The sequence below is a fragment of the Microcoleus sp. LAD1_D5 genome, from assembly GCF_036702115.1.
Classification (GTDB): Bacteria; Cyanobacteriota; Cyanobacteriia; order Cyanobacteriales; family Microcoleaceae; genus Microcoleus.
Genome location: NZ_JAUBSA010000030.1, coordinates 35,176 through 50,729, shown reverse-complemented (window position 1 = coordinate 50,729; position 15,554 = coordinate 35,176). Strand labels below are relative to the sequence as shown.

Below are 15,554 nucleotides of genomic sequence, written 5' to 3'. Positions count from 1 at the left end.
GTGGGGCGGGTACTCAATACCCGCCCCATAAGATCAAGGCTTTTTCTCGTTTCCGGGTTCTTCCGGGGAAGGAAGTTGGAGAGCACCCAGATTGGAACTCGCTTCGTTACACTTAGTTACAATTGGTTTCAATTCCTCAGTCGTGGATGCACTATTTCTGAAAAACCCCGTTTCTTCCCAGGTTTCTCGTTCCCAAATCAATATTTTCGTAGAAATTCGGTTGATCGGGGTAAGTCCTATTCCTGCAATCATAAGTTTTTAGACAATCTGGTTTGTGCGCTGTGGATCGTGCTATCAAGGAATTTCACAAGTCTTTAAACGAATTACACTCGGATAGCAGAAGGTTGGGGAATATGAATGTTGCGGGCAATTGGTTTAATTCGCTGACCGAAAGTTTACTGTCGCACCGTCGCTACATTCCAGCAGCCCTGACTCTTTGCACAGGTACGAGTTTGTCATTGGCAGCCGCAGCCGTTGTGTGGCATGGGGAAAACCAACGACTGCAAGCTCAATTTCATCAGCAAGCCGATCGCCTGAGTGTGGCATTGCAGCAAAGCATTAACAAAAATTTAGAATTTCTGTACTCACTTGAAGGATTCTACAGGGCATCTACTGAAGTTACCAGAGAAGATTTTAAGCAATTCGTTCAACCTGCACTTGCCCGAAATGCGGCTATACATTCTGTTAATTGGATTCGGCGCGTGCCGGCTGCCCAAAAAGCAGCTTACGAAGTCGCAATTCGAGCCGAAGATTTTCCGGCATTTCAAATTTACGAGCGAACTCCTGACAAAAAGCAGGTCAAAGCAAAAGTGCGATCGGAATATTTTCCAATTATTTACAGAGAAGCACTAGAAGAAGATAACAAAGTGATCGGTTTTGATGTTGCCTCCAGCCCCGATCGCAAAGCAGCTTTAGAGAAGTCGGTGAATACCGGGAAAATAGCTGCTTCGGCGCGGATTAGATTAGTCAGCAACAATCAACCGGGATTGCAAGTATTTCTGCCAGTACCCCGCCGCTCAACTTCTGCTGATAACTCGGTCAACGGCCGCCAAAACTTCATGGGAGTTATTGCGGGTCTGTTTCAGATTACCACTATGGTCGATTTCTCTTTAGAATCGCTAAATTTAGACAAGATTAATTTTTACCTATACGACAACTCCGCTACAGAGAAAGAACGCTTTCTGGTGCGCTACGACTCACAAGCTAAGCAGTTGATAGATAACCCAAAACACGAAAAGCCCGAGTTAACTAATCTCGGACAAATCTGTCAAATTTCTAGTGATTGCACTCGCTTATTTAACGTAGCAGACCGCCAGTGGAGGCTGCTAGTTTTGCCAGGGAAGGGGTACAACGGTATGAGGACGCATCAGGGTTCGCTGGCAATTTGCGCGATCGGGCTATTGATGACTGGCAGCTTGACGATTTACCTGTTGATGTCTCTAGAACGTACCGCAAAAGTAGAACAGCAAGTGTACGATCGCACAATTCAACTAAAACAGCGCACCGCTGAACTAGAAACAGCACTAAAAAATTTGCAGGAAGCTCAATTTAAACTAATCCAAACTGAAAAGATGTCCAGCTTGGGGCAGTTGGTGGCTGGAGTGGCCCACGAAATTAACAACCCTGTCAACTTCATCTCTGGCAATCTGATCCATACAGGCGCATATACGCGAAACTTGCTGGAACTTGTGGAAATATACCAGCAGCAATATCCGAACCCAACGGCCGAAGTGCAAGCGAAACTACAAGAGATTGATTGGGAGTTTATCAGTGAAGACTTGCCTAAAATCTTAAAATCTATGAATATGGGAGCAGAACGCATCCGCCAAATCGTCCTTTCTCTGCGGAATTTTTCACGTTTGGATGAAGCTGAAATGAAGTGTGTTGACATTCACCAAGGCATCGACAGCACCTTGATGATTTTAGATATTCGACTGAAACCCCAATCTGGTTTTCCTGGCATTCAAGTCATCAAAGAATACGGGGACTTGCCCTTGGTGGAGTGCTGGGCGGGACAATTAAACCAGGTATTTATGAATGTTTTGAGCAATGCAATTGATGTTTTATATGAAGAAACAAGTAAATTTTTACCTAATGGTAAAACTTCCTATGATTCGGCTTTTTTACCTAAGATTAGGATTCGCACTGAACTTTTAAGTTCTAATTGTGTATGCGTGCGAATCGCTGACAATGGAACGGGCATGACGGAGAATGTCAAAAAACGTTTGTTTGATCCGTTTTTTACTACCAAGCCTGTAGGCAAAGGTACTGGCTTGGGATTGTCTATTGGCTATCAAATAGTGGACAAACATCAAGGTTCACTCAGGTGCCTCTCGGCTCCGGGAGAGGGAACTGAATTCTGGATTGAGGTGCCGGTGCGGCAACAGTCTAAGCAATCTGTTTCTAAGGTTTCACCTGCGGTAGGTGCCAGTTGGAATTAGCGGAACACATCTCACTTCTAGCGGAGTCTTACTGGGAGCATGTCAATGAAAGCAGCCAAGCGAGAAATTGGAGTTTGGAGCCAGGAGACAGGAGCCAGGAGGAATGAGTCAGAAGAAATGAGCCAGGAAGCAGGAGCCAGAAGAAGTGTTTTTACAAATATAAGAGGCTCCATAATTCCTGTTTAGAAAAGGTGAACTATCCGCACTCTACTTGGGAAAGGTGCGGATTTCGCACTCTACTGTTAACAGTTAACGGTCAACTGTTATACTTATAAGTGCGTGCTAATTTCAGTCGAATATTGCCGAAAACAAATATCTTGGGTTTTACCCACTACGGTTCAGTTAGTGCTAAAAAAACAGATTGTGCGTAGTGCGTAGGTTGGGCGGAGTGGAACGAACCATCCGTTTCACTCCGCCCAACATTTTCGCTACAATTTTCCTTAACTGAACCGTATTGGGGTTTTACCCGTCGTGACAATTTATAATTGTAGCGATGCCAGATTACCAATTATTAACTACGATGTCTTTACAATCTATTAGCATTCCGCCAACAACCGATCGCAAACCTGTTGCTTTGATTGTCGCTTTGCACGGATGGGGTGCTAATGCTCGGGATTTGACTTCCTTAGCACCGGCTTTCAATTTGCCGGATTATCAGTTTGTGTTTCCCGATGCCCCATTTCCCCATCCGCAAGTAAGGGGTGGCAAAGCGTGGTATAACCTTCAAAGCAAAGACGCTCAGGGATTGGTAGAAAGTCGGCAATTGCTGAGGGAATTTTTGCTGTCTTTGGAAGGCAGCACGGGTGTGCCTTTGTCTCGCACAATTTTAGGCGGTTTTTCTCAAGGTGGAGCGATGACTCTAGATGTGGGATTGACTTTGCCCGTAGCGGGTTTAATTTGTCTGAGCGGTTATTTGCACCCGATTTCGCCAGTTGCTGGGAGTGCTTTGCCACCTGTTTTAATCGTGCACGGTACTCAAGATACTATTGTGCCTGTTAGTGCTGCTGTGCGATCGCGCGAGAGTTTGACGGCTTGGGGAGCTGCGGTGCAGTATCAAGAATTTAAGATGGGACACGAGATTCTGCCGGAAGTTATAGATGTAATGCGAAGTTTTGTTGTAGAAACTGTGTCGAAATCTGATTAAAGGTTTAGGATATAGTATGGCGGAAGTCTCGGGCAGGGGAAAAAAATGAAAACTTTAACCAAAGCATCGCGCGATATTGCTGTACTTACTTCTCAGGACGTGGCAGAATTGGCTGTCCGTTTGGAAGTTGACGATTATACAGATCCTTTTGAGGGATTGAATGATTGGCATTTGTTGCGATCGCTTGCCTTTCAGCGGCCGGAGCTGGTTGAACCTTATCTCCACCTTCTGGATATGGAAGCCTACGACGAAGCATAGGCTTAAAAATCTAGCTCAAAAATTAAGGGCGGAATTGAGGAAGAAGTTAGCAGCATATTTTGTTGTGAATTGAACAGATGAGTTATGGATTTTTATCTATTTTCATCTTAACTTCTTTCTTGATTCTTTTTTATTAACAAATGACATGAATGGCAGACGAATTTTAATCGGCGTTAGTGGCGGGATTGCGGCTTATAAAGTTTGCGAAGTAGTTTCAACTTTAGCAAAAGCTGGAGCGGAAGTTAAAGTTATTCTTACTGATGCTGCAGGGGAGTTTGTAACGCCTTTGACTTTTGCTACTCTTTGCCGGCATCCAGCTTTTACTGACAAAGATTTTTGGCAAGCAAGTCACGGGCGCCCCCTGCATATTCAACTGGGAGAATGGGCGGAAGTTTTTGTGATTGCTCCTTTGACAGCTAATACTTTGGCTAAGTTGGCGGGGGGTTTTGCGGATAATTTGCTGACTAATACTGTTTTAGCTTCTACTTGCCCAATTTTGCTGGCACCGGCGATGAATACGGATATGTGGGAACAGCCGACGGTGCAGCGGAATTGGCGGGAAGTGTTGACTTATCGGCGCTATCATGCTGCGAATCCGGGGGCGGGAATGCTGGCCTGCGATCGCGCGGGTGTCGGCCGCATGGCAGAACCTTGTGAGATTTTGTTTCATATTGAATCGCTGTTGTATGCGAAGGGCGATCGAGATTTAGCGGGTAAGCGGGTGTTAATCAGTGCGGGAGGAACGCGGGAACACCTCGATCCGGTGCGGTTTATCGGCAATCCTTCCACTGGCAAAATGGGCATAGCTTTAGCGCAAGCTGCACAGCATCGGGGCGCGACAGTGACGCTGGTACACACTATAACTGGGGAATTGCCGCTCTCAGGTGTGCGGGCGATCGCAGTTACCAGTGCACAAGAAATGCGGCAGGCGATGCTGCAATGTTTTCACGATGCGGATTTGACGGTGATGGCTGCGGCGGTAGCAGATGTGAGGCCGGCTGAGTACAGTAGTGAGAAATTGCCGAAGCGATCGCTCCCGAATTCTTTACCGTTGACACCGGTAGCGGATATTGTGGCAGAGTTGGGAAAATTGAAACAGCCGCACCAAAAATTAATCGGGTTTGCGGCACAAACTGGGGATATTGTCAAGCCGGCTTTGGAGAAATTGCAGGCGAAGAAACTGGATGTAATTGCCGCAAACCCGATCGATCAAATAGGTGCCGGTTTCGGCAGCAATACCAATCAAGCAATATTAATTAATGCCGCCGGAAAGCAAGTAGAAATAGCACCTTGCAGCAAGCTAGAAATGGCTCACCGATTGTTAGATTTTGTGAGGGAAGGGTGAGGGCGCGATTTACTCATTAACTGGGATTAATTACTACTGGTTCGGACGATAATTCTGATTCCCCAAAATCCGTTGATTCCGAGTCAGCCGACAACTCAGTATTTGCGACAGTAATTTCTAGTTTAAATCCTAACGCTTCGAGCAATTCTACCAAACTGTAAATTTCCAAACCGCCACTTTCCGTCAGCATCTTGTCGAGTTTTTCGTGATGCTGTTTTGCTGACTCCGAAAGAGAATTCATCCTGATTCGAGCCTCAATTACCTTTCTGATGGCATTTCTCAAAAGTGCGGGTTCAGGGTCTTTTTCTTCCAAGATAGCCCCGATAAAACCACCAGCGTGTTCGGCATCTTTGAGAGATTCAATTAGGGACTCGCGGTAGCTATCGCTGGTAGGCATTTTCATTTCTTTCATAGTCTGCCGAATACTCCTTCGCTTTGAGAATATCTTGTTCTTGGGTACTTTTATCCCCACTACAGAGCAGAAGCACAATTGTCGCTCCTATTTGTCTAAAATAAATCCGGTAGCCAGGGCCGTAGTTAATCCTGAGTTCGCAGACACCATCTCCGACTGACTTATAATCCCCCAGATTGCCGAGACTAACTCACTCAAGCCTTGCATCAACCTTAACTTGGGCTTTGCCATCTCGTAGGGCGTAGTACCACTCTAAGAAAGGAATTCTGCCATCAGGTCGGATGTAACGTCTAATTTCCCTGGGTTGTATTTCCATAATTTTATCCTAATTCATTAACAATTCCTATCGTAAGCGCGATGACAGTGCATTAAGTGGGCAAATAAATCATACTTAAGACAGAGGTATTCGATCGACAAAATAGTAAACCTTGTTTGAGGAAACAAAGTTTAAATCAAACAGGGGAGTGTGAATGAATTTTAAATCGATCGCAAAAACCAATCTACTATTCGGCAGCCTGATAATTAGCCTCGGATTGCAATCACTTCCAGCCACAGCGCAAGCAGTCACCGACGCGCAAGTTTCCGCCCTTGTAGAAGCGCTGCGACAAGCCGCCCCGCCACAAGCCGCAAATGACGGAATGTACAGTCAGTGGCAAGTTTTACCAAATAATATTTCCCGCTGGGCAAAATTCTGTACCAAACAAGATTTAACACCCCAACAATTTGAGGCCGACGCGACAAAAGCTAAATCAATTGTTACCTGTATCGTGGGCGATTTGCTGCGCGACGAATACAAAGCTAGCAGCAACAATGAATTAACCGCTGTACGCCGCGCCGCTTGCTGGTGGATGACAGGGGACTCCGCAGCTTGTAAAAGTGGGGCAACTGCTACTTATGCCGATAAAGTTATCAGCGTTTACCAGCAGCAGCGACCTAAAAAGTAAAGTTTGTGCTGGCGGAATTTAGATTTTTTTACCGCAGATGGACGCAAACTAACGCAGAGGAATTGCGATCGGTTTCATTCCCCGATCGCCAATTCATCTTCTTTTCAAGTAACTCTTAGTCTAAATCCTAGTTCCATGATTTGTGGGAAATATACATATAGTCCTGGACGCATAAATACGAAAGAAACCGGGTTTTTACCAGGTTTAAAGGTCGGGATTCAGTATTCTCGCAATAAAAACCCGGTTTCTGACCACCCGTGCATCCAGGAGTAACATATTACCCTGTGCAGATTTCAATCGGCTATTGAATTACCCATTTTCCGCCTGACTTCTCATCAACTTTTGCACGCTGGCTAAAGCCCGATTTAATTCATAACTTTTTCTTTCTGAATTCTGCAAAAAAGCCTGCTGTTCTTCTTCAATCATTACCACATCCTGCCGCACCAAACCATCTAATAACTTTTGAGCAGCACCGAAACAACGATCTTTGATAAACCTGCGAAACCAAACAGGCAATTTGTGCAGTCGCCAAAACGCATTTAATGAGGTAAAATGAATTAAATAAGCGCGAGTTGCTGTCTCGCTCACCGGACAAACCAAGCAGTAAATCTTAAAGTCGCTCCCCAAAGTTGAAACCCAGTGCGGGTAAACATAACTCACCTCCAGCGGTTCCGGGTGCAGTCGGCGCAAAGATTTAAAAAATAACTGAGAAATTGACCAGATTTTATCTATTTTGTAATAACTTTGTGCCTGATAGCGAACAGTTACTTGATGCTCGTTTTCTTCTAAAGTATCTAACACCGGATTTGCCCAAGCTTGCCAATCATCGTGCAAGTGTCCGTGGTACATATCCATCAAGTTTTCAATTAAAAATGAATAGTGTGCCTGACAGTCGATGACTGAAATAGTGGCAATATAATTGAGATGTTCCCACTCGGGCAAATCCAGTAAATGAGTTTTTTCTGCTTGCGTTTCGTCGCCGGGAAACAGCCAGATAAAACCGTTTTGTTCCTTGACTGGATAGGAGCGAATTTTGCAGTTAGGTAGCTTTTGATTTTCTGCTAAATAATCGACTTCGGCGCATTCTCCCCTTGCATTTAACCGCCATCCGTGGTAAGCACATTCGATTAAATCGCCTTTAACTTTGCCGTGGCTGAGTTTAACTTGTCGGTGCGGACATCTATCTTCTAAAGCGTTGATTTTGCCTGCACTATCGCGGAAAAGTACGATCGCCCGATTCCAGATTTTCGCAGCTAGCGGCTGAGTTTGCACCTCGGTGCTACGGGCGATCGCATACCAGCGATCGAGATTAATACCCAACTGGCGGATGTGAGTTTTTTTCGCCCTTGCAGATTCCGATTTTATCGCGTTGTTTTGCATTACAAATGTTCCCAAATTACGCCCATAAAACAACCAAATTTTACAAAATAACAGCCCGGAAAGCAACGACCGTAAATTTTTCTAAATCTCCGTTCTGACAAATACCTATCACTAGCTAAATGCTTCAACCACCCTGGCGACAATCGAAATTTTAATAATCTTAAAGCAGTGCGAAATCCGTAGGTGGAACAGTCGGGTCTAAAATCTCTCGCCGCACCTAATAGGTAGCCTATCGTAGCAGGTGTTTCCACTTCCGATATATTATCTAAAAAGACGATTTTTCCGTGCGGATTTAACAATTTTTTAATCGCAGCGAGGGCGGCAGGAAGGTTGGGCAGGTGGTGAAAAGTAGTAGCACTAACTATTAAATCAAATTTGCGATCGAGCGCTAATTGACTGGCATCCATTTGGATATATTCGATATTCGGGGCTGAGCGTTTTTGACGGGCTATATCTAGCATTTTTGCTGACAAATCGATGGCGACTACGTGATCGTAATACTGGGCTAATTCAAAAGCCAGAATTCCCGAACCGCAGCCAATATCTAATGCTGCACCTTTGCTGGCCGATAGGTTGTTAGTAAAGAAATCGTTCTGGTTTTGCAAGGTGGCAACGAAATCGTATTCTGTTGCAAAAGCATCAAACGTTACAGATTTATTGCGAATTTGGCAGTTACTCTTCAGCATCTATTATTGCTTTATACTCATTCAATAATATTTTAACCGTATATCCACCCCCCTCAACGCAGATATTTTTTTTGTTCGCAAGCTCTGCCTTTTCTCTTCAGGGAAACCACACCCACAAACCATAACTCATCTTAAAAAAAGAATGCAACTGTAGGAAAGCTCAAAACCCTTGTTGAATCAGTCATTACCATTTCTTCAAATCTAAAATCTAAAATCTAAAATCTAAAATCTAAAATCTAAAATAGTATGGCTGGGGGCGGGTTTCACCGAGAATAGCAGCCGATCATTGACGATTTATAAAACCCGCCCCGCTGCCAAGTTTAGATTTTTAACACGCCTTCGGGATTCACCGTCAAGAGCGATCGCCTCTGCAAACCCTCCTGGTATAAAATAGCATTAGCTGCCAACAAACCGCTGCTCACTGCCCTTTCCATTAAACCGCACGGAAACGGCATTTTTACCCAATCTCCCGCAAACAAAAGATTAGGTACAGCGCAGCAAGTCTCCGGGCGTTCCGCATAACTACCGGGCGGATATCCAGAGAAATTCTTTTGATTTACCAATTCCCGGTGCAGCATACTTGCCTCTTTTAATTCCGGTACAATTTCGTACAATTCTTGCTCAAAAGTCGCCAACAAAACTTCCTGATTCGGAAATTCCTTCTCCTTGTAACAATAAGCGTGCAGTTCCACTACACTACCGCCAGTTTCCTGATTCCACTCGATGAACTGATCCTGAATTCGGTGGTAAAGCGTAATGCTGTCAGTCAGTTTGTAGCCGGAAAGCGAACTGAAATTGCTGTGTTCCCATGGAAATTCGCGATCGAACCAAAAACGCCCCACGGCAAACGGATCGGCTACTTTCAAGCTCTCGATCCGGCTCTGCACCTGCGGATTCACCTCACCCCGGGCCAAACTAAACAAATGCTGCATCCCCGGAACATCGGCCGCCAAAACATAATAATCAGCCTTCAATGTTTCAGCCAATTTTTGCGGCTGCGATTGGTTAACCGCTGCTGCTAACTGTATTTCATCTGCTTTTTCATCGACTACCTTAAATCGAGCCAAATCTCGCTGAGCAGGCCCAGTCACAACTCGCCCTTCAGCATCAAAAACTGCCCCGTGACAAGGACAGTGAAATTGACCGTCGTTCTGTTTCTTAACTGTGCAGCCTTGGTGAGTACAGCTCAGAGAAATTGCTTCTTTTCCCGACGGTGCGGCGGCAAATACGCTGTCCCCAGCGCCGAAATATTCGGTAGAGTTGCTGTCAGTTAACAGCGCGTTTCGCTTCACCCAAAAAGGTATTTTACTTTGCACGTCTCCAGACTGGTAACTCAGAGAATCAATCTTGCCGTTTTCCCAGCGAATCTCACTGACGGCAACATCTGTCAATACTTTGCCGCCTTTGCTTTCAATCGCTCTGGCAATAGGCTGCACCAAACTCGTGCCCATATCTTGCCGCGTACCGTTGAAGGCCAAACCCTCTGGATTTCCGAAAAAGTAAAAGTGGAAAAATTGCATTAATTCTCCCGCGCTCAATTCGTCGGGCGCGTTGAGGCTGGACTTGGCAAAAGGCAGAAAATACAAGTCATAAAGTCCGCGCGGAAATTCACCTTTTACCCAGTCGGCAACTGATATATTGTCGAGGCGATCGAAAGTTTTTTGAGTTTGAAAACCGCCGATTTCTCGAAACACTTGCCAGTGAGCCGATTTTGTGAGATTGATTCCCCACTTGAGCCGATTGGGAGAAGATATCCCCAAGTCAACTACATTCCAGGGAAAAGCTGAATGGTTGGGACGAAAAACTTCGGGTTTGTATTTGCCGTCTCGAAACACAACGGCGTAGGATTCTAAAGATACAAAATTATCGGTAATTTCTAGTTCTTCAACCACACTTTTGAGGTTGTAGTATTGCGGGAAAAAACCGTGGAAACCGTGTTCCATCATAAAAGTTTCGTTCCCAACTTGAATCGGCCAACTAGCAATTTTGCCACCTAGTTGGGGCGATTTGTCTAGCAATGTTACGGCGAAACCCCGCTGACTGAGCTCGTAAGCACAGGCGAGCCCTGCCAAGCCTGCACCTACAACTGCAACGGTTTTGCGCTGATTCAGCATTCGCGGCAAGTCAAGAGAATCTTGCACAAAAACGGTGGGCTCTGGCTTGGAAAATCGAGAGTAGCCCACCAGTCCGCCGGCGGCACCGACTCCGAGGAATTTGAGGGCGGTGCGTCGAGAAACTGGTTGGGATAGCGGTGGATTGGTTGATTGACTCATCAGCGGTACGCGGTAACGGGCTTTAAACACAAATACGCCATAAGGCATATATCATAGACCGAAAGCATGATATGTGAAGAAATACTAAGACACATTCCTCAGTCCGATCGCGATCGCACCGTGCCAAGTTCGATCGCACACAATGTATAGCGGAAGGAACAAGGCTTTAGTTATTTAGGAGATAACCAAGAGTAAACAAGGAAAAAGCGATCGACCGCATAGCGTAAAATCTTCTAAATAATTAAGTGTTTTTATTTATATTGCTCAACTCTTGGCAACCGCCGCTAATGATGCTAAAAAAGTAGGAAATTTTTAGGCCAAATCTTAGGCCAAAGGCAGTCTCGACGAAGTGTACGAAATAACTGGAAAGATATCCGAGGCAAAACAATTACCCCTGCGAGATTTAAGTAAGTTTGCGCGAAAAGACTTAACTATTTTAAAACAAGTAAATACACAGAATATATCTACTGAAATTACTCAATATATGGTCGCTCGATTTAGGCTATTCCTCACTCAATACCAAGACCAAACCCGATTCAACCTGAGAAGTGCAGAGGTGCCGCAAAAAGTCAAAGACGCCCCTAGAGGTAATGCCTGTTAAATGCACCTGGCTGCTAGAGTGAAAACACGACTTAGGTGAAGAAACCGGGTTTTTCTGTAAGCCCTGTTTATGCAAAACCCCTGCATAATTTACAAACTTTTACATAAATCGCGAATTTATTGGTGCAGGGACTCTGTTGGTGCCGGTGTCCACACCCTACGGTAGATATTTGCGGTTGGTCTGGAAGGCTATAATCGTGCGGCGATCGCCAGCACAGTCAAAATTCCCACCCACATCCCAACTTTTGCCAACTGCTGCCGCCAACGGCGCCCTCAACCGCCCCAAAATCATGCACTACCAATCCCAGCAGCAACGCCAAAAACACACCACTCAGAAAAAAATTAAAAAAGCTATTTTTTACTGCTTGATAGCAATATTTTTCTGCTGGAACACCGCGAACCTGCCTACAATTGCCCAAAACACAGGCCAGGGCGGGCTTAACGGCCAAGAAATGAGAAATTTGCTCGATCGGGGAAACCTCACCGAAGCCGTAACCAGAATCGAAGAAACCTGGGAAGAAGACTATCAAACATACTTTGAACAAGACTTTGACACCCGTGCGAAAACCGCCGAAGCAATATCCAAAACTCTCTCCCGCCTAGCAGTTCAAACAAAGAAAAAACCTGCTTTAATTTACGCTATCCCGCGCACCGACCAACTAGAATTAATCTTAATATTACCCGATCGCCCACCCATTCTTCGCAGCATCCCGGAAGCCAAACAAGAGAAACTCCTCTCAGTAGTCCAAGAATTGGGGAGCGAAATCACCAATCCCGTAAAACTCAACACCACCAGCTATCTAGAACCAGCCCAACAACTCTACAAATGGATAGTTGCACCCCTAGAAACAGATTTGCAAACAGCAAAAATTGAAACATTGCTGTTCTGCGCTGGCGCAGGTTTACGAACCGTACCCCTAGCAGCAATGCACGACGGAAAGCAATTTTTGATCCAAAAATACAGCCTCGCCCGCATCCCCGCCTTCAACCTCATAGACATCAATTACGCTGACCTCAGAAACGTGCAAGTCCTAGGAATGGGAGCATCAGATTTCGCAGAAACGGCAAACAAAGAACCGCTGCCAGCAGTGCCGTTAGAACTCGGCGCGATCGCCAGACAGTGGCCCGGTCAATCCTTTCTCAACGAAGATTTCACCATAGTAAACTTGCAATCCCAGCGACTGCAACAAAGATACGGAATCATCCACCTTGCCACCCACGCCGAATTCCGCCCCGGAACCCCAAATAACTCCTACATTCAATTTTGGGACACCCAACTGCGCCTCGATCAAATGAGAGAATTAAAATGGAACAATCCGCCTCTTGAACTGTTAGTATTAAGCGCCTGTAGAACCGCCTTGGGAGACAAAGAAGCAGAACTCGGATTTGCAGGTTTAGCGCTGCAATCAGGAGCAAAATCAGCCCTCGCCAGCCTGTGGTACGTCAGCGATGCGGGGACTCTCGCCCTGATGACAGAGTTTTACCAGCAGTTAAAAATCCGCAAGCCAAACGACCCTCCAATCATTAAAGCTGAAGCTCTCAGGCAAGCACAAATTGCGGAGATCGAAGGCAAAGTGACGATCGAACGCGGTCAACTGCGAAGTGCGCGAGGCGACATTCCCTTGCCCCCGTCCATCCCCAAACTCGACAGCAAAGATTTATCCCATCCGTATTATTGGGCAGCTTTCAGCATAATCGGCAGTCCTTGGTAAGTGGGCCTCTTGACCGACACTGGTGATAGGCTATAAAACATAAGTAATTTAATATCTGTAGCTGTCGCTCAACAAGCCACCACCAACCTGTGACAAATCAAGCGGGAGCCTTCCAGGGGAAACAACAATGAAAAAATTAGAATTTTTGCTACAGAAAGAGGGCGATCGCGCCTGGTTGCCCCTAGAAACCTCCGACGTGGAAATTCTAGAAGGTAAATACCGTGTCGTTGCTCGCATTCAGCACCCCAACACCGACATCGAAATTCGCGTTACCCATACTTCCTTCGACCAAGGGGCGCAGCGGAAAGTCCAAAGCAGATCGGCCCGCACCAACCCCGAAGGATTAGTCGTGATCATTCCCTACACCAGGCTCAAACCCGGACTGTGGGAACTCTCCTGCTTGCCAGATCCCAAATCAACACCACTAAAACCTTGGCAGTACGGCGTTCAGTTGGAAGTATTGCCCGCAGAATCGGAAACCTCCGAACCCCTACCGCCGATCGACCACATCGAACCTGCTGCTTCCACCGCAGCCCCACAAATCGCAGCACCGGTCGATCGCCCCGCACCACAAATCACAGCACCGGTCGATCGCCCAGCACCAACCCAAATCCCAGCAGCCGATTCAGCACCGCCGCAGACCAAAATCTACCAATTCCCCATTCCCCAAACCCCCGAACCCAAACCGGGCGTCCAACTCGAACTCGTCCTCGATCAAGAAACCTTCGTCACCCAACTCGGTCGCCCCTTAATCATTTCCGGCAAAATCGACATTCCCCAACCCCCCCAAAAAACCAGAAAAACAGCAACTCTCATCCCTGAATCCGAAGCAATAGAACTCAAACAACTCATCGGTTCAGCACAACTGCAAATTTACCTGCGCGACCCCCAAACCTCAAAAATTCTCGCAGAAATCCAGCAGCCGATGCCAGAACAAGTTCCCCCCTGCATCTTTGCCTGCGTCACCTACATTCCAACCGAATGCAAAAGCCGCCTAATTTTAGGAGAAGCAATTCTTAGCAGCGGCGGCGTCACCCTAGCCACCAAACTATTCACAATTACAGCTCGTTTAGAGCACCTTCTCCAGGAAATTAAAGACAATTTCATCGAAGAAAAGCATCAAGCCGAACCCTCCCCAACAGCCTCAAAGCCGTCTGGAAGCGCCAAAAATATATCCTTCCTCAAGCTAGTAGAAAAATCCTTAGACCCTCCATCCCCCGCCGAAACCCCAAGCAAGGAAGCCTTACCCCCTCTACTGACTTCGCGTCACACCCCAAGTGCAGCCGGCCTAGAATTGCCCGCATTCGGTAACAAACTGCCCGACAGCAGCAGATCGCAATTGCTGTCGGAAATCTCTAATTCGCCTGGAACGGTCGCAGAGTCGATCGACCCACAAACCAAACCCTCAGACATCCCAACTTCCCCTAACACAGCGGAAATGGGAGCGATCGACCAAAAACCAGAAAACAGCCCCGAATTAGAAACAACCGCCCCAGAAACCCCGCCAGCACCCACAAAACAGGCATTTCAAACCTTAAACGTCGAAAGTCGATTTTGGTCGCGACTGAGTTCCTTAGCCAGCAACGGCGAATCCCCCGACTGGCTCAAAGCAACCACCCTGTCACCAACTCCAACAGCCGCCGCAAATAGCAGCGACGCTATTGCCGTTGTGGAAGAAAGCAGCTTAACCCAACAGCAACCCGAAACCAGCGAAACAATTTCCGATCCCAAATCTACTAGCCCGGAAGCCAGAGAATTTGTCGTTTTTGACGAGCCCCCGCAGCCGAAACAAGTTGCTCAAAAAACCACAACTGTCGCAGTAGAAGACACTCCCCCGACTCCCTACGTTTTGCCAGAAGACGAGTTAGTACCGATGCCGATTTTGGAATTGCCGCGGGCCGAAATCCTCGCCGGCGGGCCCGTAAAAGTGCAAGTGCAACTGCCGGAATTAATGCCCCGGATTTATGTGAAAGTTTGGGTGTACGATCGGCAAACCTACCTAATTCTCGACGGGCCGCGCTGGATTACCGAATTTAAATCTAACGGGTTGGGAAACGTGCGAGCAAGCGTCGAGTTAGAGATTCCCTACGGCTGCATGGAAGTCGAATTTGAGGCGATCGCCGTCGAAATGCAAACTCAGCGGGAAAGTCACAAAGTAAGCGTTCACCGCCAAGTTTTACCCCCAGCCGGGCCAACTTTACCCCTGGATGGGTAAGCCAAAATCCGCGTGCATCCGCGTTGCTCCGCTGACATCAGCGGTAAAAAAAAGCCTCTTGACAAAAGACTGTTAGAAAAATCAGGATTTGGCGGTGAGAAATCGAGGAATATTCTCCGTTTCTCGCCCGCGCGCGCCAGTCTT

General features: G+C 46.6%; 12 protein-coding genes and 1 pseudogene. 7 read left to right on the top strand and 6 right to left on the bottom strand.

Going from position 1 to position 15,554, the window contains the following annotated elements; all coding sequences use genetic code 11:
* Nucleotides 1-33 precede the first annotated feature (33 nt).
* Nucleotides 34-252 carry a hypothetical protein gene (locus QUA70_RS14835; RefSeq protein WP_333326234.1) on the bottom strand — a complete coding sequence of 73 codons (219 nt, stop codon included), beginning with the start codon at nt 250-252 and terminating at the stop codon, nt 34-36.
* A gap of 29 nt (nt 253-281) precedes the next feature.
* On the opposite strand from QUA70_RS14835, the gene QUA70_RS14830 reads away from it, so the two are divergent.
* The 4 genes from QUA70_RS14830 (at nt 282) to coaBC (ending at nt 5,188) form a co-directional block, all read left to right on the top strand.
* Complete coding sequence (locus QUA70_RS14830; protein WP_445301490.1) at nt 282-2,441, top strand: CHASE domain-containing protein; 2,160 nt, start codon at nt 282-284, stop codon at nt 2,439-2,441.
* 520 nt (nt 2,442-2,961) lie between these two features.
* Nucleotides 2,962-3,585, top strand: a complete 624-nt coding sequence (locus tag QUA70_RS14825) for an alpha/beta hydrolase (protein ID WP_333326236.1) — start codon at nt 2,962-2,964, stop codon at nt 3,583-3,585.
* A gap of 45 nt (nt 3,586-3,630) precedes the next feature.
* On the top strand, nt 3,631-3,843 hold the full coding sequence (isiD, locus tag QUA70_RS14820) for a protein IsiD (RefSeq protein ID WP_006632739.1): 213 nt from the start codon (nt 3,631-3,633) through the stop codon (nt 3,841-3,843).
* A gap of 145 nt (nt 3,844-3,988) precedes the next feature.
* Entirely contained in the window at nt 3,989-5,188 is a 1,200-nt protein-coding gene (gene coaBC, locus QUA70_RS14815; RefSeq protein WP_333348053.1) for a bifunctional phosphopantothenoylcysteine decarboxylase/phosphopantothenate--cysteine ligase CoaBC, read from the top strand.
* Nucleotides 5,189-5,204: 16 nt separating this feature from the next.
* Here the strand turns inward: coaBC and QUA70_RS14810 are convergent, their stop codons facing one another.
* Nucleotides 5,205-5,585 (bottom strand): transcriptional regulator, encoded by a 381-nt coding sequence (locus QUA70_RS14810; RefSeq protein WP_333410476.1) that lies wholly within the window; start codon nt 5,583-5,585, stop codon nt 5,205-5,207.
* Nucleotides 5,569-5,916, bottom strand: a pseudogene (locus tag QUA70_RS14805) (type II toxin-antitoxin system RelE/ParE family toxin). Before QUA70_RS14805 ends, QUA70_RS14810 begins: the two are co-directional and overlap by 17 nt.
* Nucleotides 5,917-6,070: 154 nt before the next feature.
* Here QUA70_RS14805 and QUA70_RS14800 point away from each other — a divergent pair.
* Nucleotides 6,071-6,544: a hypothetical protein gene (locus tag QUA70_RS14800; RefSeq protein ID WP_333348059.1), complete on the top strand. Its 474-nt coding sequence runs from the start codon at nt 6,071-6,073 to the stop codon at nt 6,542-6,544.
* A gap of 309 nt (nt 6,545-6,853) precedes the next feature.
* Here QUA70_RS14800 and QUA70_RS14795 read toward each other — a convergent pair whose 3' ends face one another.
* The 3 genes from QUA70_RS14795 to QUA70_RS14785 form a co-directional block, all read right to left on the bottom strand.
* A complete protein-coding gene (locus QUA70_RS14795; RefSeq protein ID WP_333348062.1) occupies nt 6,854-7,924 on the bottom strand; it encodes an aromatic ring-hydroxylating dioxygenase subunit alpha in 1,071 nt (356 codons plus the stop codon).
* Nucleotides 7,924-8,610 (bottom strand): methyltransferase domain-containing protein, encoded by a 687-nt coding sequence (locus tag QUA70_RS14790; protein WP_333348065.1) that lies wholly within the window; start codon nt 8,608-8,610, stop codon nt 7,924-7,926. The genes QUA70_RS14795 and QUA70_RS14790 overlap by 1 nt, the downstream gene beginning before the upstream one ends.
* Before the next feature lie 320 nt (nt 8,611-8,930).
* A complete protein-coding gene (locus tag QUA70_RS14785) occupies nt 8,931-10,931 on the bottom strand; it encodes an FAD-dependent oxidoreductase (protein WP_445251644.1) in 2,001 nt (666 codons plus the stop codon).
* Nucleotides 10,932-11,623: 692 nt separating this feature from the next.
* On the opposite strand from QUA70_RS14785, the gene QUA70_RS14780 reads away from it, so the two are divergent.
* Complete coding sequence (locus tag QUA70_RS14780; RefSeq protein WP_333326253.1) at nt 11,624-13,195, top strand: CHAT domain-containing protein; 1,572 nt, start codon at nt 11,624-11,626, stop codon at nt 13,193-13,195.
* A gap of 127 nt (nt 13,196-13,322) precedes the next feature.
* A complete protein-coding gene (locus tag QUA70_RS14775) occupies nt 13,323-15,410 on the top strand; it encodes a hypothetical protein (protein ID WP_333348068.1) in 2,088 nt (695 codons plus the stop codon).
* Nucleotides 15,411-15,554 lie beyond the last annotated feature (144 nt).

Excerpts from the sequence above, each read along its gene's own strand:
- isiD (WP_006632739.1), top strand. The coding sequence starts at position 3,631 with ATGAAAACTTTAACCAAAGCATCGCGCGATATTGCTGTACTTACTTCT.
- QUA70_RS14835 (WP_333326234.1), bottom strand. The coding sequence starts at position 252 with ATGATTGCAGGAATAGGACTTACCCCGATCAACCGAATTTCTACGAAA.
- QUA70_RS14795 (WP_333348062.1), bottom strand. The coding sequence starts at position 7,924 with ATGCAAAACAACGCGATAAAATCGGAATCTGCAAGGGCGAAAAAAACT.
- QUA70_RS14790 (WP_333348065.1), bottom strand. The coding sequence starts at position 8,610 with ATGCTGAAGAGTAACTGCCAAATTCGCAATAAATCTGTAACGTTTGAT.
- QUA70_RS14775 (WP_333348068.1), top strand. The coding sequence starts at position 13,323 with ATGAAAAAATTAGAATTTTTGCTACAGAAAGAGGGCGATCGCGCCTGG.
- QUA70_RS14785 (WP_445251644.1), bottom strand. The coding sequence starts at position 10,931 with ATGCCTTATGGCGTATTTGTGTTTAAAGCCCGTTACCGCGTACCGCTG.
- QUA70_RS14825 (WP_333326236.1), top strand. The coding sequence starts at position 2,962 with ATGTCTTTACAATCTATTAGCATTCCGCCAACAACCGATCGCAAACCT.
- QUA70_RS14810 (WP_333410476.1), bottom strand. The coding sequence starts at position 5,585 with ATGCCTACCAGCGATAGCTACCGCGAGTCCCTAATTGAATCTCTCAAA.
- QUA70_RS14800 (WP_333348059.1), top strand. The coding sequence starts at position 6,071 with ATGAATTTTAAATCGATCGCAAAAACCAATCTACTATTCGGCAGCCTG.
- coaBC (WP_333348053.1), top strand. The coding sequence starts at position 3,989 with ATGAATGGCAGACGAATTTTAATCGGCGTTAGTGGCGGGATTGCGGCT.